Origin of the sequence: Microbacterium sp. BWT-B31 (genome assembly GCF_041379855.1) — a bacterium.
Taxonomy (GTDB): Bacteria; Actinomycetota; Actinomycetes; order Actinomycetales; family Microbacteriaceae; genus Microbacterium.
This window is the reverse complement of record NZ_JBFECU010000015.1, coordinates 49,879-71,194: the sequence shown is the minus strand read 5'-3', so window position 1 is coordinate 71,194 and position 21,316 is coordinate 49,879. Positions and strand designations below refer to the sequence as shown.

Here is a 21,316-nt window from a genome sequence, read left to right as displayed (position 1 = left end):
CGCTGCTCCCCCATGCCGAGCGCGAGCGACGAATGTCCCAAATGCGCTTCGGAGGTCCCTTGCGAAGGACGAGAGCGCCGAGGTCCGCAAGGCGCTGGCGGTTCGTGCGCAGTACTCGTGCGCGAGCACGCTCGATCACCTCGTCGTGCTCGTATGTGCTGGTGTAAACGTAGGTGCGCTCTCCCGCGGAGTCGATGCAGAAGAGTAGTGCCCGCCACGAGCCGTCAACGCGTCCGGTCCGAGCACCTGGGTCCGTCTGCTGTTCGGCTTCTTGATCCGAAGCCCGTACGCCGAGTCGTCCTCACGCAGCTTCACGAGGAACGTCAGCACCTTGGCTTGGACGCTCTTGTCCAGCTTGTGATCGTCCGTCTTCGAGAGTGAGACTTCAGGCACCGAGCGGACTCCTCGGTTGTGTGTGCATGTCAGGTCGTGTATTCGTGCCATAGCCGGAGCAGCCGCTCGTTTACATCCGGAGGGACGCGGTTGCCCGACTGGAACTGGTGTCGCCATGCGATCTCCGGAATCGCAAGGTCAAGCTGGTCGCGATCCAGAATGTCGGCCTCTTCGAGGAGGACATCGAATGCGACCTCCACGTATCTCGACGTCTCACCAGGCCGCGCGAAGTGCGCGTCGTCGAATGGTTCCGAGAGCACGGTGCCGTGACCCAGCAATCCATACGGTCCGCCCTGGCGGAGGAGCCACGCATCAGTGCCGGGCTGCACGTCACGGCGTTTTCCCACCGACCAGCGCGTGCGGTACTGGGCGCCACTGATTACCATGTTGACCGCGCCCTCGTAGGTCTCATCCCACCCATCCCAGAGCGCGCGATTCCACCCGAGTAGCACCCCTTCGCGATTCGCTGAGCGTTCCGCGGAAGAGACGCTGGGACTCTCTGGCGTGGCAGCCTGAGCGGCTCGCTCGCCTGCTGGCGTCAGAATCCACACGCCCTTGCTCGGGTGCGGGCCTTCGCCGGCACGATAGATGAGGCCGTCGTTCACGAGATGAAGGCGAGAAAACTGGACTGCATTCGCGAACTTGCTCACGCTCGTTTGGTATCGCTCGGTCAGCTCTCTGTCCGTGAGGTCTGGAAAGTGGTTCGCAAGGGCCGCGTAGCACTCCTTTGCGTGGGCACGATTGCCGGGCCGCGAGAGCAAGAAGGCGAGCAGATGCTTCTTGATCTCCCGATCATTCGGGACTGTCATGACACGACTCTCCTTGTGAGCGGTGCGGATGCTGTTGCCACGGCCTCGTGAATCGACGCAAGCATCTGCTCCGGCGTGAGCGACAGGTCGAGGGGCCACTCCCGGATCGTCACGGCGGAGTTCTCGACCCGCCGATCGACAGGCGAACCGCCCTGCGCGTACACGAGAAGCGCACGGTCGAGCCCGATAGTGGTGCAGTAGGCGAGCATCTGGTAGAGGTCTGCGTTCGGGTACCGCCCCTCCCGGCCCGACGCTTTGTACTTGGCGTCGTAGACCATGTGCGGGGCCACGCCGTCGTACTCGAGCAAGTCGATGGCGATGGGCACGCGAGGTGTGAGGTCCAATCGTTCGGCGTCCAGCCACCACCGCTGCTGCGCCACCGAGCGACGTCCCTGGTGCGCGATCGCCTCTTTGAGCGCGACAGTCACGAAGTCCTCGAACACCTTCCACATCACGACGACGAAGGCTGCGATCTCCACTCCATCATCGCCCGCTTGGGCAGCAGTGTTCCGAAGAATCAGCTCGGCGAGCCGGAGCGCAGGAACATAGCGCGCGTTAAGTCGCGTGGCCCGCCACGCCGGCGTCGTTGCGCCGCGCCTGAGGACCGCGACACCGTCCAGTCGATTGTCGAGATGCGTGAGACGCGCAACGACGTCACGCCGCAATCGCGGAACGGAGCGCATTCGGCGCAGTGCGGTGCGCAGGATCTGATTCTCGGCGATGTCGGTGAGGTACTCGTCATACGCGATCTCGGTCGGATAGATGCGACCGGGATGTCTGCGCAGCTGGTCGGCAATGCGGATCCGCCCGCGTACGACGTTCGAGGACTCCTCGATCGTGCGATACCCCTGCAGCACCCCTCCGAGGAGCGCCCGTTGAACCAAGCGCGCGAGCGACTCCGCGAGCGCCGGCCAGAGTTCGTCGTATGCCTCGGCGTCGATGGCTTCAGGCCGAAAGCCTGGGTCGGCTGCGTAGCCGAGCATGAAGAGCAGGTGTGCGAGCTTGACTTTCTCCTTGGGCCAGACTTCGACCTGAAGGTCGCCGACCCGCACACCTCCAACCCGACCACTCGGCGCGATGACGGCCGCGCAGCCATCCGTGAGAACCACCGACACCAGACGGCTTGCCTCGAGCGCGCGCGCCTGCACCGGAGTCATCCGAACCACACGTGGTTCAAACGTCTCCGTCAGCGTGAGGCGGCGCAGGTCGGTCACAGCTCGTCAGAATCCTCGCTCGGGAGGGGCGCCTCGATGGTCACAATACTGTCCGTCACAACATCTACGGGGCCCACGCCAGTTCCCGCTCGCTCGACCTTCGCGAGCAGTGCTGTGAGACCAAACTGTGCTCGCACCTGCTCCGGCGTCTGCACACCGTAAAAGTGGTCGTCGAGCAACGGCAGGATGTCGTACTTCCAGATGCGTTCCAGTCCGACGGGATCGCGCGCCGAGCTCTTCATGAGGTAGGAGGGACCGATCTGCAGATCGCGCTCGTCGATCCCCTCGTTCAGCGCGTCCAGCAGCCGCGCACGCATATCGTCCGATCCCTGTGCCTTCAGATAGGCGTCGAGCACACCCGAGACCGGTTCGACGGCTGGATGCAGCTCAACGAAGGGAAACCGCCGGCGAATGGCGGCATCCACCATCGAGATCGACCGGTCGAGTGTGTTCATCGTGCCGATGATGAAGAGGTTCTTCGGCAGGCGGAAGTCGGTCTCGGGGCTGTACTGCAGGCTGATCGACTGATCTCGGTACTCGAGCAAGTAGTACAGCTCACCGAAGACCTTTGCGAGGTTGGCGCGGTTCATCTCATCGATGACGAGCACGTATGCCTTGGACTCGTTGCCCGGCGTCGTCGCCTTGGCGACGAGGTTGCGCAGCGGACCGGGTACCAGCGTGTACAGGACCTTGCCGTTCTCGACGGTAGGCCGCAGCCCCTCGAAGAAGTCCTCGTACGCGTAGGACGGGTGGAACTGAACAGTCCGCCGGTCATTGGTGTCGCTCCCGACGATGTGCGCACCGAGAGCCTCGGCGATGAACGTCTTGCCCGTACCGGGAGGCCCGTAGAAGACGATCTGCTGGCGGTCGGCCAGCACATCCAGATACTCCTGAAGCGTCTCGCGAGGGATGTGCAGCTTCGTGACGAGATCGTCTGTCACAGGCGGGATGCTGACGCCCACACTGATGGGGGGACCGACCGTCCGCGGGTTGTTGTCATCATCATGATCGTCGTCGGTGCCCGTAAGGCGAGCCGCCAGCGTGGTCAACACATCGAGTGCGCTCGTGAGGTCGACAACATCGCCCTGCTTGTCGAGCATGCCCGGCAGCGGTTCAGGCAGTTCTGACTTGGCCAGACTCCCCGGATGCCAGTCGACCGCTCGGCGCAGACGCGAGCCGTCGATCTCGCTCCAGGAGGGGTTGCCAGACACGACACCGAGGGACGCACTCTCACCCGAGAGCGCGAGCACGAAGTCCTCCGGGGCCATCCGCAAGATGAAAGCCTGGTCCGCCTGCGTCAACTGCAGGCGCTGAGCGTAGTCGAGGTGCGTATACCCCGACTCGACAGCGTCCCGGATGGACGCCTCGGTTGCGGCATCGAGGTCGACACGCAGGTTCGTTGCCGGCACCGATACGAACGACTCGGCGCGCCAGGTGTCAACGAGATGTCCACCGCTTTGACCGGGCCGCACCAGCCACGCTCGCCGCCCTTCCGCGGGCTTCCGCTGGCCGTGGAGCCCACCCCACGCGTCGAGGTAGGGACTGGTGTACCAGTCAATCCTCGGCTTTCCGGCCTCCTGGATTCGTTCGCGGATGCGCCAGAGGTCATAGTCGAGATCGGCGTCGCCGTCAGGATCAGAGGAGTCGAGATGGTGTTCGAAGGCGGCTCGAATCCGCCGACGATGATCGAGCTTCACAACGTTGTCGAAGTACCCCGGCCACACCAGTTCCTGCAGGGACAGTCGCAGTGCAGTCTCGTCATTCCCAGGTGTAGAGAGCGCCACCTCGCGGAAGGCCCACGGATTCCGCAACGCACGGGAGTGGGCATCGTCGCTCAGCGACGTCCAGTGCTCGATGAATGAGCAGAGCCACGGCAAGTGCTGCCAGATGCGGATGTTGAACCCGGCCCCGCCATTGAAGTTTCCCTCAGCCTGCAGCCCCGCGCGCAGATCATCGTCGAGGTGTGCTCCACTCGCTGTCCATCCGAGAACGGTCTCGATGCGATCGATCTTCGTACCGGCTCCCACGTTCAAGAGCGGTAGCACCTGCAGATACATCAACTCGGCCGCGAGGACGATCACGCCATCGCTCGCCGTTCTCAGTTCGCCCTCGAGCTTCTCGAGGAAGCTCGCCGGGCTGATGTTGTTCTGCGACACGCGCTCATGCAGGTCGCGCGCGTTCCCTGCAGTCCACGTCACCTGCAATGGCAGCAGCGGTGAAGCTTCACCTCGAAGGCCCGGACCAAGAATCCTCCACGCCGCCGCGTCGACGGTCGGGTTCGCGCCGACCCCGCGCTCGTAACTCGTGTCGAGGTCTGGCATCTATCGTCCTTTCGGGATGCTGCGGGCCGAAGCCTGGCGCCGGGTCCAGTGTCGACTCGAACTCGGTGCCGTTGTCGATGCACTCTTGCATGCGGTCGTAGTTCTCAAGGACCAGGCGCTTGGTTCGGTACTCACCGAACTCTGCTTTATCCTTCCGCTTCACGACGGGGAACGTGTCCATGATGTATCTCTTTGTGGTCTGACCTCAGAAAAACTACTGGTCAAAGCCAAAAACAACTTGTGCCCCTGGAGGGACTCGAACCCCCAACCCTCTCCTTAGGACGGAGCTGCTCTTCCATTGAGCTACAGAGGCTGACCGCATAAGTCTAGGCGACGGGCACTGCCGCCTCGGGTCACCCCGCCCCCCGCGGCATCCACCACGCCCTTCACGCTTCGCTCCAAGAACGCGACGATCTCGTCAGCCGGGTCGTCACCCGACACGGCGAGCTCGACGAGAGCTTCTTCGGCGAACCCGACCCAGGAACGCAGGGCGACACGCAGCAGGCGCGAGTCGGGTGCGCCGGCCTCGGTGAAGACGTCGAGCAGCCGGTCGGCGTTGGCGTCGCGGGCCTGGTCGACGACCTCGCGCACCGACGCGTCGCCGCTGGCGACGCCGCGCACGAGGGAGTAGAACGTGCCGCGGTGTTCGCGCACGAAGGCGACGAAGCGCAGCAGTGTGTCGTGCAGGCGCTCGATCGGGGGCAGTTCGGGCTGGGGTGCGGTGGCGATCAGCAGGGCGTCGCGGGCGGTCGCCACGATCTCGCGGTGCAGGCCCGTGAGGGTTCTGAAGTAGTGGAACACCAGGCCTCGCGACACACCCGCCCGCGTGGCGAGCTTTTCTGCCGTCAGTTCGTCGAGCGAGCGATCCGCCAGGAACGCGACGCCGAGTGCCAGCAGCTGCGCTCGTCGTTCCTCGGGATTCAGTCGCGTGCGATGGTCGCGGGACATGAGAAGAGACTAATCCTGCGTCTATTGACTCTGCATCAACAATGTCTGAGGCTCACTGTCGTCCCCCTTTCGATCGGCGACGCCGCCGATCCCTTCCCCGGAGGTCCGATGAAGTTCCGCCGCATCACCCAGTCCCACGCGGGCCGCATCGTGCTCGTCGCGGTCCCGGTCGCGGTTGTCTCGAGCGTGCTCATGGCCGGCGTCGCCCAGGGCGCCGTGCCCGTGTCGTTCGCGGTGTCGGGAAGCCAGTTCCAGATCAGCGCGTCGCAGCTCGACGGCACCGGCTTCTCGCAGTACGCCGGCGTCGCGGACGACACCGCGGGCGTGAGCCACTCCGTCGCGATCGCGAACATCGCATCGGCGACGCTCCACGATCTGTGCCAGTCCGTCGTGTCCGAGACTCCGCTCGGCACGGTCGGCATCCTCATCACGGCGGGCGGCGGCGGAAACCCCGCGACGGCGTCCGACCTGCAGATCGGTATGACGGGCCTTCGCGGCGACTCCTCGTTCGGCAACATCCGCATCGGCGTCGACGCGTCCGCCGTCAACACCGACGCGAAGGGCACCGCGGGCGACTTCGCCCAGGATGCCGACACCGTCACGATCGCGAACCTGCAGCAGACCGCGTGGAGCACGCAGGCCTCCGTCTTCACCCTCACCGGCATGTCGGTCGAGCTCACCGACGGGTCCAAGACGTGCTTCTGATGTCCGTGACTCCGGATGCCTCGGGCGCGCGTGCCTCCGAGCATGCGATGCGCGCCGCCCGCGCGGCATCCGCGGCGCCCGTCGCATCCGCGACCGATGCGCACCAGCCGGCCGCCCCGGGGCGCTTGCGCCGCTGGAGCGCGGACCGCCCGTTCGTCGGCGGTGTGCTGATCGCGCTCGCCGGCATCGAGGTGTTCCTGTCGAGCCAGCTCGACCTCGGCAACATCCGCGTGCAGCTGGGCATCGAGGGTCTGCAGGCCACGATCATCCCGATCGCGCTCGTGCTGCTGGGCGTCCTCATCATCGCGATGCCCGTGCACCGCATCTTCTACGGTGTGCTCGCCCTCGCGGTCGCGGTCTACTCGCTGGTCGGCGTCAACCTCGGCGGCTTCTTCGTCGGCATGATGCTGGGCTGCGTCGGCGGCATCCTGGCTGTCGCCTGGCTACCGACCGACGCCCGCACCCCGCGCACTCGCGTCCGTCGCCGCGCATCTGCCGAGGGGTTGCACGACGGCGATCCCGGGGTCGCCCCATGAGGCGGCGGACGAAGCCGGCAGCGGTGACGATCGCCGGATGCCTCGCCCTCGCGCTCGCCCTCACCGGCGGCGCGGTCGCACCCCAGCCGCATCCCGCGAGGCTCTGCATCCCGATCATCCTGCCGTGCCCCGAGCCGAGCCCCACCCCTTCAGCGCCCTCGACGCAGGCCCCGATCCTGCCCGGAATCCCGGCCATCCCCGGCCTCCCCGGCACCCCGACCGACCCGGACTCGGGCTCGGATTCAGCCGCGACGGGCGGCACGGTGCCCGCGCCGTTGGCAGACGCCGTGTTCGACGCCGAAGCACCGCTCTTCACGCAGCCTCCGGCGCAGCTCGGTTCGCGCTCGCTGTCGTTCACGGGGCTGAAGGGCGTCGAGCCGGTCACGGTCGCACTCGCCGACGGCAGCCGCGTTTCGGCGCTCAAGCTCAGCGCCGACAGCATCACGATCGAAGGCTTCGCGTTGACGGTGCGTCACGAGACGGGTCCGTCGCTCGCGACCACCGCCGACACCATGACCCTGCGCGGCAACGTGCACGTGTGGGTCAATTCGCTCACCGCGTCGACCCCCGGCGGCGGCGCACTGACCCTCGGCGCCGACACCCCGGCTCCGCGCGACGGCATCGAACCGCTGCTCGTACGCGTGACCCTCGGACTCGTCGGCGCGACCGCCGACTCGATCGAGTACTCCCACACCGATCAGCAGATGTCCCCATAGACCGCGATCCGGCGCGCGGCGGCGCAAGCCGCGTCTGCGCGTCCCACCGCCAGACGCCGCGACAGGATCCCCCCGCCCCCGCGACGTCAGCGCGCCGGATCGCCAACCTGCACGACCACCTTCCCGAGCCCCCTTCCCTCACCATGCCGCGCGAGCGCCTCGGGAACCCGCTCGAGCGGGAACGCGCTGTCCAGGTGCACCGCCACGTCTCCGGCGAGCACGCGCTCCGCGAGCGGCGCGAAATGCTCCGGACCCTCCCGCACGAGAAGCAGCGTCAGCCTCGTCCCCGAGACCGCGCCCACGACGGTGCCGACCGTCAGCAGCCGAAGGATCGTGCGCACGGTGCCGCCGACCATGAAGAACCGCCCGCCCCGCGCCAGCGCCCGCCGGTACGCGAAGACCGACCGATGCGCGACGAAGTCGACGATCAGGTCGTACGGTCCGGTGCGCGTGAAGTCGGTCTCGCGGTAGTCGAGCACCTCGTGCGCACCGAGCGATCGCAGGTAGTCCTGCTTGCCGGCGTTGTCGACGGCGGTCACGTGCATGCCCGCCGCCACCGCCAGCTGCACCGCGAACGAACCCGAGCCTCCGCCGGCGCCGTTCAGCAGCATCCGTTCGCCCGGTCTGCCGCGAGCGACCGCCTGCAGCGCGATCGCGCCCGGCTGGGCAAGAGCGGATGCCTCGGCGAAGCCGAGCCCCGCAGGCTTCAGGGCGAGCGACCCCTGCGGCGCCGCCGCGTACTCGGCGAACCCGCCCATGCGCTCGAGGATGTCGCCGTACACGTCGTCGCCGACCCGGAACCGGTCGACCCCCGCACCGACCGCGACCACCGTCCCGGCGATGTCCGACCCGAGAATCCTGCGGCGCGGCCGCCGCAGCCCTCCCGTCAGCCGCGCGTAGGCGGGGCGGCCGACCAGGCCCTCCCAGTCGCTCAGGTTGATCCCCACCGACACCACACGCACCAGCACGTCGCCGTCGCGCAGCGCAGGCACCGGCATCCGTTCGACGCGAAGCCGCTCCGGACCGCCGTATGCGTCGTAGACGACCGCGCGCATCGTGCGGGGAACGCTGTGGGCTGCCACCCTCGACAGGGTACGGGGCGCGACGGCGGCGCTCCAGGGTGGCGAACAGGCGATCGATCGGGTGCGGCGGCCCGCGATCGTGCGGGACGTGCCTGTCGATCGCTACGCTCCCAAGAAGGAGGAGGACACGATGACCTGGGAGTTGGCACTCGTGCTCGCACTCCTCGCCGCGGCCATCGCGATGTTCGCCATCGGGCGCCCGCGCATGGACGTGGTCGCGGTGCTGATGATCGTGGCGCTCCCGCTCACGGGCATCCTGACGATCGACCAGACCCTCGCAGGGTTCGCAGACCCGAACGTCGTGCTGATCGCCGCGCTCTTCGTCGTGGGCGAAGGGCTGTCGCGCACCGGCGTCACCTACCGCATCGGCGACTGGCTCGCGCGCACGGCGGGGTCGAGCGAGGTGCGCCTGCTCGTGCTGCTGATGCTCTCGGTCGCGATGCTGGGGGCGGTGATGAGCTCGACCGGCGTGGTGGCGATCTTCATCCCGATCGTGCTGAGCGTCGCCTCTCGCACCGGGATGTCGCCGCGCCAGCTCATGATGCCGCTCAGCTTCGCGGGTCTCATCAGCGGCACCCTCACCCTCATCGCCACCGCCCCGAACCTGGTCGTGGATGCCGAGCTGACCCGCAGCGGCTCCGACGGGTTCGGCTTCTTCACCTTCACCCCGTTCGGCCTGGTGATCCTGGTGCTCGGGATCGCGTACATGCTCGTCGCCCGTCGGCTGCTGGGCGGTGGCGGCGCGCACGGCGGGCGCGGACGCCGCCGCACGTTCCGCACGCTCCTCTCGGACTATGAGGTCGATTCGCGCACCCACCGCTATCGTGTGAGGGCCCGCTCGCCGCTCGAGGGCGTGACGCTCGCGGATGCCGAACTCGGCGACCCCGACACCCACAGCATCCTCGCGATGGAGCGCACACGACTGTGGCGCACGACGGTGCGGATGACGGCCGACCAGACGCCGATCGCCCGCGGAGACATCCTGATCGTGGAGGCCGAGGTCGCGCCCGACGATCTGGGACGGCTCGGCCTGGAAGAGATCGACCTGCGCGGCGACTTCTTCGACAGCTACGCGCGGCAGGTCGGCATCGCCGAACTGACCGTCACGCCCGACTCCGACGTGCTCGGCAAGCAGGTGCGCGAGCTGCGGTTCCGCGCGACGCACGGCCTGTCGATCCTCGGAATGCGCCACGCCGGCCGCAACGTCGCGGCGTACCCCGGCGAGCGACTGCGCGCGGGCGACACGATCCTCGTGGCCGGCGCGTGGACGGCGATCCAGCGGCTGCAGGACGCGCGACACGACTTCGTGCTGCTCGACCTGCCGGCCGAGGTCGACGAGGTCGCCCCGGCGGCGAACCAGGCGCCGTTCGCCCTGCTGAGCCTCGCGGTCATGATCGTGCTCATGGTCACCGGCTGGGTGCCCAACGTCGTCGCGGCCCTCATCGCATGCCTGCTGATGGGACTGTTCCGCTGCATCGACATGACCAGCGCGTACCGCGCGATCCACTGGCCGACGCTGCTGCTCATCGTCGGCATGCTCCCCTTCGCCGAAGCACTGCAGGTCACCGGCGGCGTCGACCTCGCGGTCGACGGGCTGCTCGCCGCCGTCGGCGGGGCCGGCCCGTACGTGATCCTGGCGGGACTGTTCCTGCTCACCGCGGTGATCGGGCTGTTCGTCTCGAACACCGCGACGGCCGTGCTGATGGCGCCGATCGCGATCGCCATCGCTCAGCAGCTCGGTCTGTCGCCGTATCCGTTCGCGATGATCATCGCTCTGGCGGCCTCGTCCGCGTTCATGACGCCGGTGTCGTCGCCGGTCAACACGCTCGTCCTCGAGCCGGGACGCTACTCCTTCGGCGACTTCGCCAAGGTCGGCGTGCCCTTCACACTCATCGTGCTGGTGGTGAGCGTGCTGCTCGTACCGGTGCTGCTGCCGTTCTGAGCCGGCAGCGGAGCCGCAGCTTGAACGGGGGCGCGGTGCGCTACCGGAAGTCACGCGACTGATGCTGCACCCCCACCCGGAGGTCTTCGACGGCGTCGGCGAGCACGTTCACCACGCCTTCGGGCGAGCGCTCCAGAATGCCGCGGACGATGAGCGCGGGCGCATCGCGCACCACCCGGCGATAGCGGTTCCAGACCCCGACCGAGCAGATCACGTTGACCAGGCCGTGCTCGTCCTCGAGGTTGAGGAACGTGACCCCGGATGCCGTCGCCGGCCGCTGCCGATGCGTGACGAGTCCCGCCACCTCGATGCGCCGCCCCACCTCGTGCGTGTGCACCTCGCTCGCGGTGATCACGCCGCGCGCGTCGAGGCCGCAGCGGTAGTGGGTCATGGGGTGGTCGTCGGTGGACACCCCCGTCGCCCACAGGTCCGCAGCGAGGCGCTCGTAGCTCGACGGATCGGGGAACAGCGGCGGCTGCACCGCGACGAGCGAGTCGGGCAGATACTCGACGCGGTCCTGTGCGGCGGAGCCGGCGAGCCAGATCGCCTCGCGCCGGGTGAGTCCGAGGCACTCGAACGTCCCCGCCGTAGCCAGCGACTCCAGCTGTGCGGCGGTGCAGCCGGTGCGCCGTGCGAGGTCGCGCAGGTCGCGGAACGGCCCGTCCGCCTCGCGGCTCGCGACGATGCGCGCGGCGGCGGCCGCGCCGATCCCGCGCACGCCGGCGAGCCCCAGTCGCACCGCGAAGGCCCCGTCGCGGCGGTGCGCGGCCGATTCGTCGGGCGCCTCCCGGTCGAAGGGACCGACCGGCGGCTGAGTGCGGTGGGTGCAGGCATCCCTCCCCGTCGGCGGTCTCTGCCCGCCAGCCCGGCCCGCCCCACTCACGCCCGTGCCGCCGTCGCCGTCGCCGTCGAAACGAGGGGATCCTGCGAAATGAGGACGTCCGGTGCCGGTTTCGCCCTCATTTCGAGAGATCTCCTCATTCGGCGACCCTTCGACCGACAGGGGCTCGAGCATCGCTTCGACGCCCGACAGGTGCAGATCGGGCCGGAGCACCTCGACCCCGTGCCGCCGGGCGTCCGCCACGAGGGTCGCCGGCGAGTAGAACCCCATCGGCTGGGCGCGCAGCAGCCCCGCGAGGAACGCGGCCGGGTAGTGCAGCTTCAGCCACGACGAGGCGTAGACGAGCAGCGCGAACGACAGCGAGTGCGACTCGGCGAAGCCGAAGTTCGCGAACGCCTGGATCTGGGCGTAGATCGCGTCGGCGTCCTCCCCCACGAGCCCGTGCTCGGCCATGCCGGCGTAGAGCTTCTCGCGCAGCGAGTCGATGCGCTCGATGCCGCGCTTGGAGCCCATCGCGCGGCGCAGGAGGTCGGCATCCTCACCCGTCAGCCCGCCCACCGCCATGCCCATCTGCATGAGCTGCTCCTGGAACACCGGGATGCCGAGCGTGCGCTCGAGCACGGGTTTGAGCTTCGGATGCGGGTAGGTCGCCTTCTCGTACCCGAGCTTGCGCCGGACGAACGGATGCACCGCCCCGCCCTGGATCGGCCCGGGACGGATCAGCGCGATCTCGATCACGAGGTCGTAGTACTCCCGCGGCTGCAGGCGCGGCAGCAGCCCCATCTGCGCGCGCGACTCGACCTGGAACACCCCGATCGAGTCGGCGCGACACAGCATGTCGTACACCGCGGCCTCTTCCTTGGGGATCGTCGCGAGCTCCCACACCTCGCCGGTCGTCCCGCGGATCAGGTCGAAGCAGTACTGCAGGGCAGCCAGCATCCCCAGGCCCAGCAGATCGAACTTCACCAGGCCCATCCAGGCGGCGTCGTCCTTGTCCCACTGGATGACCGTGCGGTTCTCCATGCGGGCGTGCTCGATGGGCACCACCTCGCCGACCGGCCGCTCGGTGAGCACCATTCCGCCCGAGTGGATGCCCAGGTGCCGCGGCGCCTTCAGCAGCTCGGTCGCGTACTCGATCACACGATCGGGGATGTCGTGGTCGGCACCCTGCAAACCCGGTGGTCGAGGAGCAGAAGCCGTCTGCGTATCGAGACCCGCCCCCCACCGCTCGACCTGCTTCGACCAGGCATCCTGCTGACCCGGCGAATGCCCGAGCGCCTTCGCCATGTCGCGCACGGCGTTCTTCGGCCGGTACTGGATGACGTTCGCGACCTGCGCGGCACGCTCGCGCCCGTACTTGTCGAACACCCACTGGATGATCTCCTCCCGCCGATCGGAGTCGAAGTCGACGTCGATGTCGGGCTCCTCATCGCGCAGCGACGACAGGAACCGTTCGAACGGCAGGTTGAACGCGATCGCATCGACCGCGGTGATGTTCAGCAGGTAGCACACGGCACTGTTCGCGGCTGAGCCGCGACCCTGACACAGGATGCCTCGCCTCCGCGCCTCGGCGACGATGTCGTGCACGATCAGGAAGTAGCCGGGGAAGTCCTTCATCTCGATGACTTCGAGCTCCTTCTCGATGCGGGCACGCTGGGCGTCGGTCACATCCGGATACCGCACGGGGACCGCCTCCCACACGAGCTTGCGCAGGTACGACATCGGCGTGTGCCCGTCAGGGACCTGCTGCTTCGGCAGCGCGGGTCGCGCGCGCCGCAGGGGGAACGCCAGTTCGTCTGCGAGGGCGACGGTGCGCTCGACAGCCCCCGGGTACCGCGCGAAGCGCACGGCCATCTCGGCCCCGGAACGCAGGTGCGCCCCCGCGTGAGAGGGAAGCCACCCGTCGAGTTCGTCGAGTCCGCGGTTGGCCCGCACCGCGGCGACCGCGGCGGCCAGCTGCACGCGCTCGGGCACGGCGTAGTGCACGTTGTTGCTCGCGAGCACCGGCAGGCCCCGCTCGTCGGCGAGGGAGGCGAGCACGTCGTTCTCACGCGAGTCGAGCGGACCACCATGGTCGATGAGCTCGACGTTGACGGCGTCCGCCCCGAACAGCGCGACCAGGCGATCGAGCTCGCGCGCCGCCCCCGTCTGCCCCTCGGCGGCGAGCGCGCGGCGGACGGCGCCCTTGCGGCACCCGGTCAGCACCGCCCAGTGTGAACCACCCCCGCGCGAATCCGCCGGTCCGCCCGCCTGGGCGGCGAGCTCGTCGAGGTCGTAGACCGGTCGGCCCTTCTCGGCCCCCCGCAGCTGGGCCCGGGTGAGGGCCGACGCGAGACGGTGGTAACCCTCTTCGCCCCGCGCGAGCACGAGCAGGTGGGAGCCTGCGGGATCGGGGGCGCCCTTCTGTGGCTCGGGCAGTTCGAGCGACAGCTCGGCGCCGAACACGGTCTTCAGCTGCAGGCTCTCGGCGGCCTCGGCGAATCTCACGATGCCGTAGAAGCCGTCGTGGTCGGTGATCGCCAGCGCCGAGAGGCCCAGCCGCTCGGCCTCTTCGGCCAGCTCTTCGGGTGAGGACGCCCCGTCGAGGAACGAGAACGACGAGTGCGCGTGCAGTTCGGCGTAGGGCACCGCGTCGAGCGGACGCTCGATCGGTGGAGCGACGTACGGCCCGCGCTTGTGCGACCACGCCGGGCTGTCGCCGCCGTCGGCGCCTGGGGGCACCTGCCGCGGGCGACGCCGGTCGCTGAGCAGGCGCTCCATCTCAGACCACGGGATAGGCGGGTTGTCGAAGCCCATCAGTGGCCCCCGGATTCCTCAGTCATACTTCGCCTCGATCGACCAGACCCCCGCCTCGCACACGACGAGCCACGCCGTGCCCTCGGCGTCGACGAGCTGGAACCGGTGCGCGCGCCGCGCGCGCGCGGCATCCCACCCCCGCTCGATCACCGGCCACGGGCCGGCCCACGACAGCACGTCGCGCCGCCTGCCGCCCTCGACGAGCACCGCGGGCGGGGTGCTCAGCAGCCCGCGTTCATCGACCGCGACGGCCGCACCGCCCGCACCGGACACCTGCGCCGGGCGCGGCTCGGGGAACACCGTGGTCGGCAAGGGCGGCGGGAGGCTCCCCGGCCACGGCCGGGACCGCTCCGCACCGAGCACGACCCGGTCGCCCCACGGCACGAGCACCTGCCGCTCGGCGAGCCAGCGGCCCCCGCCCACTGCCGGGGTGAGCACGCCACGGTGACCGAGCATCGCCTGCACGCGGGACAGCGCGTGATGCACGCGCTCGTCGGGCCCGGCGCCGAAGAGGGCGACCCGGTGATGGGATGCCGCATCCACCGCCTCTGGAGAGATGCGCACGAGCACCACACCGCTGCGCAGCGCCCCGCCCGCGGCGGCCGGATCGGCACCCTGCGCCGAGGCGTCCTCGGCGAGCTGCCAGCGCACGCGATCGACCACGGCGGACGCGTCGAACGACCCCGGATGCAGCCACACCCGCTCGCTGTGCTCGCCCCGGTCGCCGATCAGCTCGACCCGCAGCTCGGTGCACACGAGGTCAGTCGCACCCAGCCGGGCGATGAACTCCTCGGCGGGAACGCGCATCGCGAAGCCGATCTGCTCGGCGATCTCCAGCGGCGGCTCGAACACGACCTCGCGATGCAGCTCGGGCGGAGGCACCCGCGGCTCGATCGGGCTCGAGTCGCCGCCTGCGGCCAGTGCGTGCAGCCGCACGCCCCGCTCACCGAACCGTTCGCGGACGCGGTCCGCCTCGAGCGCCGCGAAGTCGCCGAGGGTCTGCACCCCCAGCCGGGCGAGAAGCTCGGCCAGCTCGCCACCGGTCGCCCCCGTGTCGAGGCCCGTCGCCTCGTCGAGCGTCGCCACCGACAGCGGCGCGAGGAACGCCGCGGCTTCGCCGGCAGGGACCACCCGCACCCGCTCGGGCCGCGCCGCACGCGCCGCCTGCTGCGCGGTGAACGGACCGTCGGCGACACCCGCGCGCACCTCGTCGAGACCGAGGGCGTCGAGGGCTTCGAGCAGCACGCGAGCCGCCGCCTGCTCTCCCCCGTAATACCGCGACGGACCCCGTGCCCGCAGCGCGCACAGCCCGGGGCGCACGAGCTGCACGCCCGGCGCGCGTTCTTCGACGCGGGCCACGACCGGGGCGAAGGCGCGATGGTCGCGCGAGAGATCGGCCGGGACGATCGCGAGCCGCGGGCAGCGCGCCTGCGCGTCGCGCCGCCGCTGCCCGCGCCGCACTCCGGCGGCACGGGCAGCGGCGGAGCATGCGACGACCTGATTGGCATGCATGACCGCGATCGGGGCGACCGGGTCGTACGGCTCGCCGGCATCGTCGCGCGCGCCCTCGCGCAGCAGCGCGGTGACCGGCCAGTCCGGAAACCACAGCACGAGGCTGCGTTCGGGGGCCCGCCCGGCCACGTCAGCTCACCGCCCTCGCCACGGGCAAAGGCGCCGTCTCGAGCGGCTCCGCCCCGAGCCTCGCCGCCCCGAGCGGCACCCGAGCAACCGGCATCCGCTCGCTCGGGGCGGCGGCCAGCCGCCCGCCCGAGTCGGGCAGCAGCAGCCGCGCACTCCGCGGCACCGGCGACCGCCTGCTGTGCACCGTCACGGTCAGCGCGCGATCGGCGAGATAGCCGTGCCCTGAGCCCACTCCCGACCACTGCGCGTCGCTCACGCTCAGCGACGCCTCGGCCTGCGGCCACACCCCCTGCACGAGCAGCACGGAGCCGTGGTCGCGCAGCCGCGCCATCAGCCGCGACGCCTCGGCGGCGTGGACCGTGCCGGCCGGACGCACCGCGACGACGGGGAGGACTTCGAAGACCGTCGCGGCGACCGCGAGCCAGCGGGGCCCCGGATCGGGGATCATCACGAGCCGTGACAGGTCGACGCCCAGGTGTTCGGCCGCCTCGGCGCCCAGCTCGGGCATGCCCACGACACCGCACCATGAGCCGTCCTGCGAGGGGCGGGCCAGGAGCGCCAGCAGCAGCGAGGCCGATGGAGCGAGCGAATAGACCGATCCCGCCCGCAGGCCCCCGCCGGGCAGCAGCTCGGCCAGAGCCGGGTGCGTCGGCAGCACCGCGGCATCCATCCGCCGCCCCTGCAGCTGCTCGACGCGCGCCCGCAGCTGCCGCACATCTGCAGACGGCATCGCCTGTTCTCGCACGATCGCCCTCATTCTCTGATCATAGAACAGATGTTCTAATCTCTCATGTGTGCGATCGAACTTATCTCCCCCTTCCGACATCGCAAGGGGTCCTGCGCCCGGACGGGGCTCAGTCCACGAGAAGCTCCGAGGTCGTGGCGATGCGCGCGAAGCCGCCCGCCTGCAGGTCGAGGGCGGTCGTGGTCATGAGCTCGGAGGCGGTGCGGGTGACCGCGCCCAGGCCCGCGATGTCGCTTGTCAGGTCGAACGTGCGCGTGGCGTCGAGCGCGACCGTCACGTCGTACCCGAGATTGCCTCCCATGCGAGCGGTCGTCTCGACGCACATATTGGTCTGGATGCCGCACAGCACGATCTCGCCGATCCCCCGCTCCCCCAGCCACGCGTGCAGGTCGGGGTCGCCGTAGAACGCGGAGTTCACATTCTTCGTCACCAGCAGGTCCGCCGCGGCCGAAGCGACCGCCTCGACGAGCGCATTGCCCGGATTCGACGGATGCAGCGGCGAGGACTCCGACCGCGAGTCGTGCCGCACGACGACGATGGGCTCCTGCGCGCGCGCCCATCGCTCCACGAGCGCGGCGACGTTCGCCTCGCACCCCGGATTGGTCGTCGGACCCCAGAAGTCCAGGTCGTCGAAGCCGCGTTGCATGTCGATCACGATGAGAGCTCGGGTCATGGCATCCATCCCATCACCTGCCGCAGATCGATGGATGCCTCATCCCGCCCTCATCCCGCCATTTCGGGCGACTCGCCACGAAGTCGGCGATCGACCCGCGCTTGTCGGCGGCTCGCCAGCGCCTCAGGCGGCCAGCGCCAGGTACGGCTCCCACCGCGGATCGGTGCGGTCGGTGCCGCGCACGGTCCACTGCGCCCCCCGCGGCGGATGCGGTGTGAAGCGCAGTTCCCACCCGATCTCGCCCGGCGTGCGGTCGCCCTTGAGGTTGTTGCAGCGCAGGCAGCATGCGACGAGGTTCTCCCACGAGTCCGCGCCGCCGCGCGAACGCGGAAGGACATGGTCGATCGTCGCCGCGGCCTTCGCGCAGTATGCGCACCGGTGGCTGTCTCGTCGCAGCACGCCGCGACGGGTGACGGGTATGCGGCGCGCGCCCGGCACTCGCACGTATCGTGTGAGCAGGATCACCGCCGGGCGTTCGTACGCCCGGCGAGGTCCCCGCACCGGTTCATCGTCGACCTGCTCGACGATGGTGGCCTTCTCGTTCATCACGAGCACCAGTGCCCGCTTGAACGACACGATCGCGAGCGGTTCATACCCCGCGTTCAGCACCAGAGTGCGCATTCGTCTTTCCTCTCGAACGGCCCGGGACGGCTTCTCGGTTATTCGACTGCCGACGTTCGAAAGGCGGAAAGGGCATGAAAAAAGCGCTGTCAGAAGACAGCGCTACGACGTCACGGTCAGACCGTGGCTCCCGCTCATGCAATGCCGAAGGACGTGGCGTCCGAGCGCATCCATGGTTCGAATGCGTGGTGAACTGCCCATCGGCTCTCCCTCCGCTTCTCTCAGCGTCGGGTTTCAGGCTAATGCACGCAGAACCGGCGCGGGTCGCGCACGTGTTAACGCCTCGTGGCGTGTCGGAGAACGGATGCTGCGCCTCGGCCCGCCAGGAAGGCCCGCGAAAGGTCAGCCGGCGTTGGCGACGAGCCACGCCCACGGGTCGACGACCGACCCGTTGATGTGCACCTCGAAGTGGCAGTGATTGGCGGTCGAGCTGCCCGTGCTGCCGACGAAGCCGATCAGCTGGCCGGCTTCGACAGTCTGCCCGGCCTCGACCTGGCGGGTGCCGTATGTCATGTGCCCGTAGAGCGTGTTCACCTGCTGGCCGCCGATGACGTGGTCGATCGTGATGGCGACGCCGTAGCCGCTGTAGCTCTCGGTCGAGACGCGCACGACGCCCGCGGCCGCCGCGTAGATCGGGGTCATCGCCGGGGCGAGCAGATCGACGCCCTGGTGGTAGCCCGAGTCCCACAGACCGCGGCCCTGGGTGAAGGTCAGAAGTGGCCACCGCACCTCGCCGCTGCCCGGTGAGACCATGGTGAGGTCGACGGGAAGCGAGGCGACGGTGTTCGCGAGTTCGGCGGCGCGGGCGGCAGCGGCCTCCTGCGCCTTCTTCTTGTCGATCTCTTCCTGAGTCGTGGCCGCATAGCTGCCGCGCGAGAGTTCGACCGGGACCGCGTCGGAGGCGACGAGGAGTGATTGCGCGTCGCCGGCGGCCACCTGCTGGAGGGTCACGGCCTCAGCGCTGGGGCGCAGCGCCCCGTAGGCGGGCAGTGCAACGGTCGCGACGAGTCCTCCGACGACGGTGAAGATCGCGAGGCTGCGGACCGGGCGTCCGGGTTTGCGGGACGGCTTCGGCGCGGTCGGGGCCGGTCGCGGTGCGGATCCGGTCGCACGACGCTCGGCGACGGGTCGCCGATCCCGATTGCGTCGGGTGAGACCCGCCGTGTCGGGCGCGGTCCCGTTCGAGATCGAGTCGTTTGCTTCGGCCAAACTTACCTCCGGCGCCTCTGCGCCGGAGCGCTGGCTCGTCGGCACTCGGTGTCGGGGCACGATGTGCGGCTTCACCACGTGGACGACGAGCCGGTGAGGCAATCCACGCGGGGTCCGCGGCGGGCTTCTCGCCGGTTGGACTGTTCGAGGCTACCCGAAGGTCACGATTCTGTCACGCCCAGAACCTGGCAGGTTGCTGATCGCGTCCGGCAGGTCAGGCGGATTCGTCGACGAGGAAGATGTGCGAGGCGACCTCGATGGGCAGTTCCAGGCCCTCGTCAGAGCCGTTCATCTCAACGAGGACATACCCCTCGGCGAAGCGGAAGTCACCCTTCGCGCCGGGCACGACGCCCGCCGTCTTCAGCTGCAGGAGCAGCTCGGGGTCGACCTGCACGGGTTCGGCGAGGCGGCGCACGGTTCCGGTGATCGGCGCGTTGCGCTCGTTGAGCAGCCGCACGAGTCCGACCACGCCCTGCTCGAACTGTCGCGCCGGCACGTCGCCGAGCTGGTCCAGTCCCGGAATGGGGTTGCCGTAGGGCGACTCGGTCGGATGCCCCAGCAGCTCGACCAGGCGCCGCTCCACCTGCTCGCTCATCACGTGCTCCCACCGGCAGGCCTCGTCGTGGACGTAGGCCCAGTCCAGGCCGATCACGTCCGAGAGGAGCCGCTCGGCGAGCCGGTGCTTGCGCATCACGTCGACGGCCTTCTGACGGCCGTTCACGGTCAGCTCGAGCCGACGATCGTCGGAGACCACGACGAGTCCGTCGCGCTCCATCCGGCCGACGGTCTGCGACACAGTCGGCCCGGAGTGCCCGAGCCGCTCCGAGATGCGCGCGCGCAACGGCACGATGTTCTCCTCTTCGAGCTCGATGATCGTGCGCAGATACATCTCGGTGGTGTCGATCAGGTCGGCCATATGCGGTGTCCTCGCCGTGAAGAAGGTGCTCCTGCCAGCCTATCCCGCGGTATCCGTCGCCCGGCCCGCGCCTCCCTAGAATCGAGGCATGCCACACATCGAACTTCCTCGCGAACTCCTGCCCGCCGACGGCCGATTCGGCTGCGGCCCCTCGAAGGTCCGCCCCGCCCAGGTCGCGGCGCTCGCGGGGGTCGGAGCGACGATCCTGGGCACATCGCACCGGCAGGCGCCGGTGAAGGATCTGGTCGGTCGCGTGCGCGCCGGCGTCGCGGAGCTGTTCCGCGCCCCGAGCGGCTACGAGGTCGTGCTCGGCAACGGCGGCTCGACGGCATTCTGGGACGCGGCGGCCTTCGGCCTCATCGACAAGCGCAGCCAGAACCTCGTGTTCGGCGAGTTCGGCGGCAAGTTCGCCGCCGCAGCCAAGACCCCGTGGCTCGAGGCGCCGGACGTCCGCAACGCCCCCGCCGGTCAGAGCACAGCCGCCGAGGCCGTCGAGGGCGTCGACGTGTACGCATGGCCCCACAACGAGACCTCCACGGGCGTGGCGACGACGATCCGGCGCGTGAACGGCGACGAGGGCGCGCTCACGGTGATCGACGCGACGAGCGCAGCGGGCGGCATCGACTTCACGCTCGGCGAGGCGGATGTCTACTACTTCGCTCCGCAGAAGAACCTCGGCTCCGACGGCGGCCTGTGGCTCGCGCTGATGTCGCCTGCGGCGATCGAGCGCATCGAGCGCATCGCCGCGTCCGGGCGCTACATCCCCGAGTTCCTCAGCCTCAAGAACGCGATCGACAACTCGCGTCTGAACCAGACGCTGAACACGCCGGCGATCTCGACGCTGTACCTGCTCGACGAGCAGCTCTCGTGGATCAACGACAACGGCGGGCTGCAGTGGGCCGATGCCCGCACCCGCGAGTCCTCGAACGCGCTGTACGACTGGGCCGAGGCATCCGCCGTCGCGACGCCCTTCGTCGCCGACCCCGCCGACCGCTCGTGCGTCGTGGTCACGATCGACTTCGACGAGTCCGTCGACGCCGCCGCGATCGCGAAGAGCCTGCGCGCGAACGGCATCGTCGACACCGAGCCCTACCGCAAGCTCGGCCGAAACCAGCTGCGCGTCGCGACCTTCGTCTCGATCGAGCCGGACGACGTGCGCCAGCTCATCCGCTGCATCGACTACACGCTCGAGCGCCTCTGACAGAGGC

General features: G+C 69.3%; 17 protein-coding genes and 1 tRNA gene. 5 read left to right on the top strand and 13 right to left on the bottom strand.

The window, feature by feature from the left end:
* Positions 1 to 422 precede the first annotated feature (422 nt).
* The 5 genes from AB1K54_RS14260 to AB1K54_RS14240 all read right to left on the bottom strand — a co-directional run bounded on the left by AB1K54_RS14260 (position 423) and on the right by AB1K54_RS14240 (position 5,685).
* Complete coding sequence (locus AB1K54_RS14260; protein WP_371203428.1) at positions 423 to 1,202, bottom strand: winged helix-turn-helix domain-containing protein; 780 nt, start codon at positions 1,200 to 1,202, stop codon at positions 423 to 425.
* On the bottom strand, positions 1,199 to 2,416 hold the full coding sequence (locus AB1K54_RS14255; RefSeq protein ID WP_371203427.1) for an McrC family protein: 1,218 nt from the start codon (positions 2,414 to 2,416) through the stop codon (positions 1,199 to 1,201). The genes AB1K54_RS14260 and AB1K54_RS14255 overlap by 4 nt, the downstream gene beginning before the upstream one ends.
* Entirely contained in the window at positions 2,413 to 4,737 is a 2,325-nt protein-coding gene (locus tag AB1K54_RS14250; protein WP_371203426.1) for an McrB family protein, read from the bottom strand. The genes AB1K54_RS14255 and AB1K54_RS14250 overlap by 4 nt, the downstream gene beginning before the upstream one ends.
* Before the next feature lie 241 nt (positions 4,738 to 4,978).
* Positions 4,979 to 5,050, bottom strand: a tRNA-Arg gene (locus AB1K54_RS14245).
* On the bottom strand, positions 5,041 to 5,685 hold the full coding sequence (locus tag AB1K54_RS14240; RefSeq protein ID WP_371203425.1) for a TetR/AcrR family transcriptional regulator: 645 nt from the start codon (positions 5,683 to 5,685) through the stop codon (positions 5,041 to 5,043). Before AB1K54_RS14240 ends, AB1K54_RS14245 begins: the two co-directional genes overlap by 10 nt.
* 108 nt (positions 5,686 to 5,793) lie before the next feature.
* Between AB1K54_RS14240 and AB1K54_RS14235 the strand changes: the two genes are divergently transcribed.
* The 3 genes from AB1K54_RS14235 to AB1K54_RS14225 are packed head-to-tail and all read left to right on the top strand — an operon-like array spanning position 5,794 to position 7,642.
* Entirely contained in the window at positions 5,794 to 6,390 is a 597-nt protein-coding gene (locus AB1K54_RS14235; protein ID WP_371203424.1) for a DUF6230 family protein, read from the top strand.
* Positions 6,390 to 6,926, top strand: a complete 537-nt coding sequence (locus tag AB1K54_RS14230; RefSeq protein WP_371203423.1) for a DUF6114 domain-containing protein — start codon at positions 6,390 to 6,392, stop codon at positions 6,924 to 6,926. Before AB1K54_RS14235 ends, AB1K54_RS14230 begins: the two co-directional genes overlap by 1 nt.
* Positions 6,923 to 7,642: a hypothetical protein gene (locus tag AB1K54_RS14225; RefSeq protein WP_371203422.1), complete on the top strand. Its 720-nt coding sequence runs from the start codon at positions 6,923 to 6,925 to the stop codon at positions 7,640 to 7,642. The genes AB1K54_RS14230 and AB1K54_RS14225 overlap by 4 nt, the downstream gene beginning before the upstream one ends.
* Before the next feature lie 86 nt (positions 7,643 to 7,728).
* Here the strand turns inward: AB1K54_RS14225 and AB1K54_RS14220 are convergent, their stop codons facing one another.
* Positions 7,729 to 8,724 carry an NAD(P)-dependent alcohol dehydrogenase gene (locus AB1K54_RS14220; protein WP_371203421.1) on the bottom strand — a complete coding sequence of 332 codons (996 nt, stop codon included), beginning with the start codon at positions 8,722 to 8,724 and terminating at the stop codon, positions 7,729 to 7,731.
* A gap of 88 nt (positions 8,725 to 8,812) precedes the next feature.
* Between AB1K54_RS14220 and AB1K54_RS14215 the strand changes: the two genes are divergently transcribed.
* Positions 8,813 to 10,666, top strand: coding sequence for an SLC13 family permease (locus AB1K54_RS14215; RefSeq protein WP_371203420.1), 1,854 nt, complete (start codon positions 8,813 to 8,815; stop codon positions 10,664 to 10,666).
* A 40-nt stretch (positions 10,667 to 10,706) separates the two neighbouring features.
* On the opposite strand, the gene AB1K54_RS14210 is transcribed toward AB1K54_RS14215, so the two are convergent.
* The 7 genes from AB1K54_RS14210 to AB1K54_RS14180 all read right to left on the bottom strand — a co-directional run bounded on the left by AB1K54_RS14210 (position 10,707) and on the right by AB1K54_RS14180 (position 20,108).
* Entirely contained in the window at positions 10,707 to 14,303 is a 3,597-nt protein-coding gene (locus AB1K54_RS14210) for an error-prone DNA polymerase (RefSeq protein WP_371203419.1), read from the bottom strand.
* Between the two features lie 18 nt (positions 14,304 to 14,321).
* Positions 14,322 to 15,944, bottom strand: coding sequence for a DNA polymerase Y family protein (locus AB1K54_RS14205; RefSeq protein ID WP_371203418.1), 1,623 nt, complete (start codon positions 15,942 to 15,944; stop codon positions 14,322 to 14,324).
* A gap of 1 nt (position 15,945) precedes the next feature.
* Positions 15,946 to 16,701, bottom strand: a complete 756-nt coding sequence (locus AB1K54_RS14200) for a hypothetical protein (protein ID WP_371203417.1) — start codon at positions 16,699 to 16,701, stop codon at positions 15,946 to 15,948.
* A 97-nt stretch (positions 16,702 to 16,798) separates the two neighbouring features.
* The gene (locus AB1K54_RS14195) at positions 16,799 to 17,362 is read right to left on the bottom strand and encodes a cysteine hydrolase family protein (RefSeq protein WP_371203416.1); all 564 of its coding nucleotides are present in this window, start codon (positions 17,360 to 17,362) and stop codon (positions 16,799 to 16,801) included.
* Between the two features lie 123 nt (positions 17,363 to 17,485).
* The gene (locus AB1K54_RS14190; protein ID WP_371203415.1) at positions 17,486 to 17,983 is read right to left on the bottom strand and encodes an HNH endonuclease; all 498 of its coding nucleotides are present in this window, start codon (positions 17,981 to 17,983) and stop codon (positions 17,486 to 17,488) included.
* A 342-nt stretch (positions 17,984 to 18,325) separates the two neighbouring features.
* Entirely contained in the window at positions 18,326 to 19,192 is an 867-nt protein-coding gene (locus AB1K54_RS14185; RefSeq protein WP_371203414.1) for a M23 family metallopeptidase, read from the bottom strand.
* 214 nt (positions 19,193 to 19,406) lie between these two features.
* Complete coding sequence (locus AB1K54_RS14180) at positions 19,407 to 20,108, bottom strand: metal-dependent transcriptional regulator (protein ID WP_371203413.1); 702 nt, start codon at positions 20,106 to 20,108, stop codon at positions 19,407 to 19,409.
* Positions 20,109 to 20,196: 88 nt separating this feature from the next.
* Here AB1K54_RS14180 and serC point away from each other — a divergent pair, with 88 nt between their 5' ends.
* On the top strand, positions 20,197 to 21,309 hold the full coding sequence (gene serC / locus AB1K54_RS14175; RefSeq protein WP_371203412.1) for a phosphoserine transaminase: 1,113 nt from the start codon (positions 20,197 to 20,199) through the stop codon (positions 21,307 to 21,309).
* Positions 21,310 to 21,316 lie beyond the last annotated feature (7 nt).

Coding starts and splice junctions, on each gene's coding strand:
- AB1K54_RS14230 (WP_371203423.1), top strand. CDS start 6,390: ATGTCCGTGACTCCGGATGCCTCGGGCGCGCGTGCCTCCGAGCATGCG.
- AB1K54_RS14240 (WP_371203425.1), bottom strand. CDS start 5,685: ATGTCCCGCGACCATCGCACGCGACTGAATCCCGAGGAACGACGAGCG.
- AB1K54_RS14235 (WP_371203424.1), top strand. CDS start 5,794: ATGAAGTTCCGCCGCATCACCCAGTCCCACGCGGGCCGCATCGTGCTC.
- serC (WP_371203412.1), top strand. CDS start 20,197: ATGCCACACATCGAACTTCCTCGCGAACTCCTGCCCGCCGACGGCCGA.
- AB1K54_RS14225 (WP_371203422.1), top strand. CDS start 6,923: ATGAGGCGGCGGACGAAGCCGGCAGCGGTGACGATCGCCGGATGCCTC.
- AB1K54_RS14250 (WP_371203426.1), bottom strand. CDS start 4,737: ATGCCAGACCTCGACACGAGTTACGAGCGCGGGGTCGGCGCGAACCCG.
- AB1K54_RS14210 (WP_371203419.1), bottom strand. CDS start 14,303: ATGGGCTTCGACAACCCGCCTATCCCGTGGTCTGAGATGGAGCGCCTG.
- AB1K54_RS14180 (WP_371203413.1), bottom strand. CDS start 20,108: ATGGCCGACCTGATCGACACCACCGAGATGTATCTGCGCACGATCATC.
- AB1K54_RS14190 (WP_371203415.1), bottom strand. CDS start 17,983: ATGCGCACTCTGGTGCTGAACGCGGGGTATGAACCGCTCGCGATCGTG.
- AB1K54_RS14195 (WP_371203416.1), bottom strand. CDS start 17,362: ATGACCCGAGCTCTCATCGTGATCGACATGCAACGCGGCTTCGACGAC.
- AB1K54_RS14260 (WP_371203428.1), bottom strand. CDS start 1,202: ATGACAGTCCCGAATGATCGGGAGATCAAGAAGCATCTGCTCGCCTTC.
- AB1K54_RS14200 (WP_371203417.1), bottom strand. CDS start 16,701: ATGAGGGCGATCGTGCGAGAACAGGCGATGCCGTCTGCAGATGTGCGG.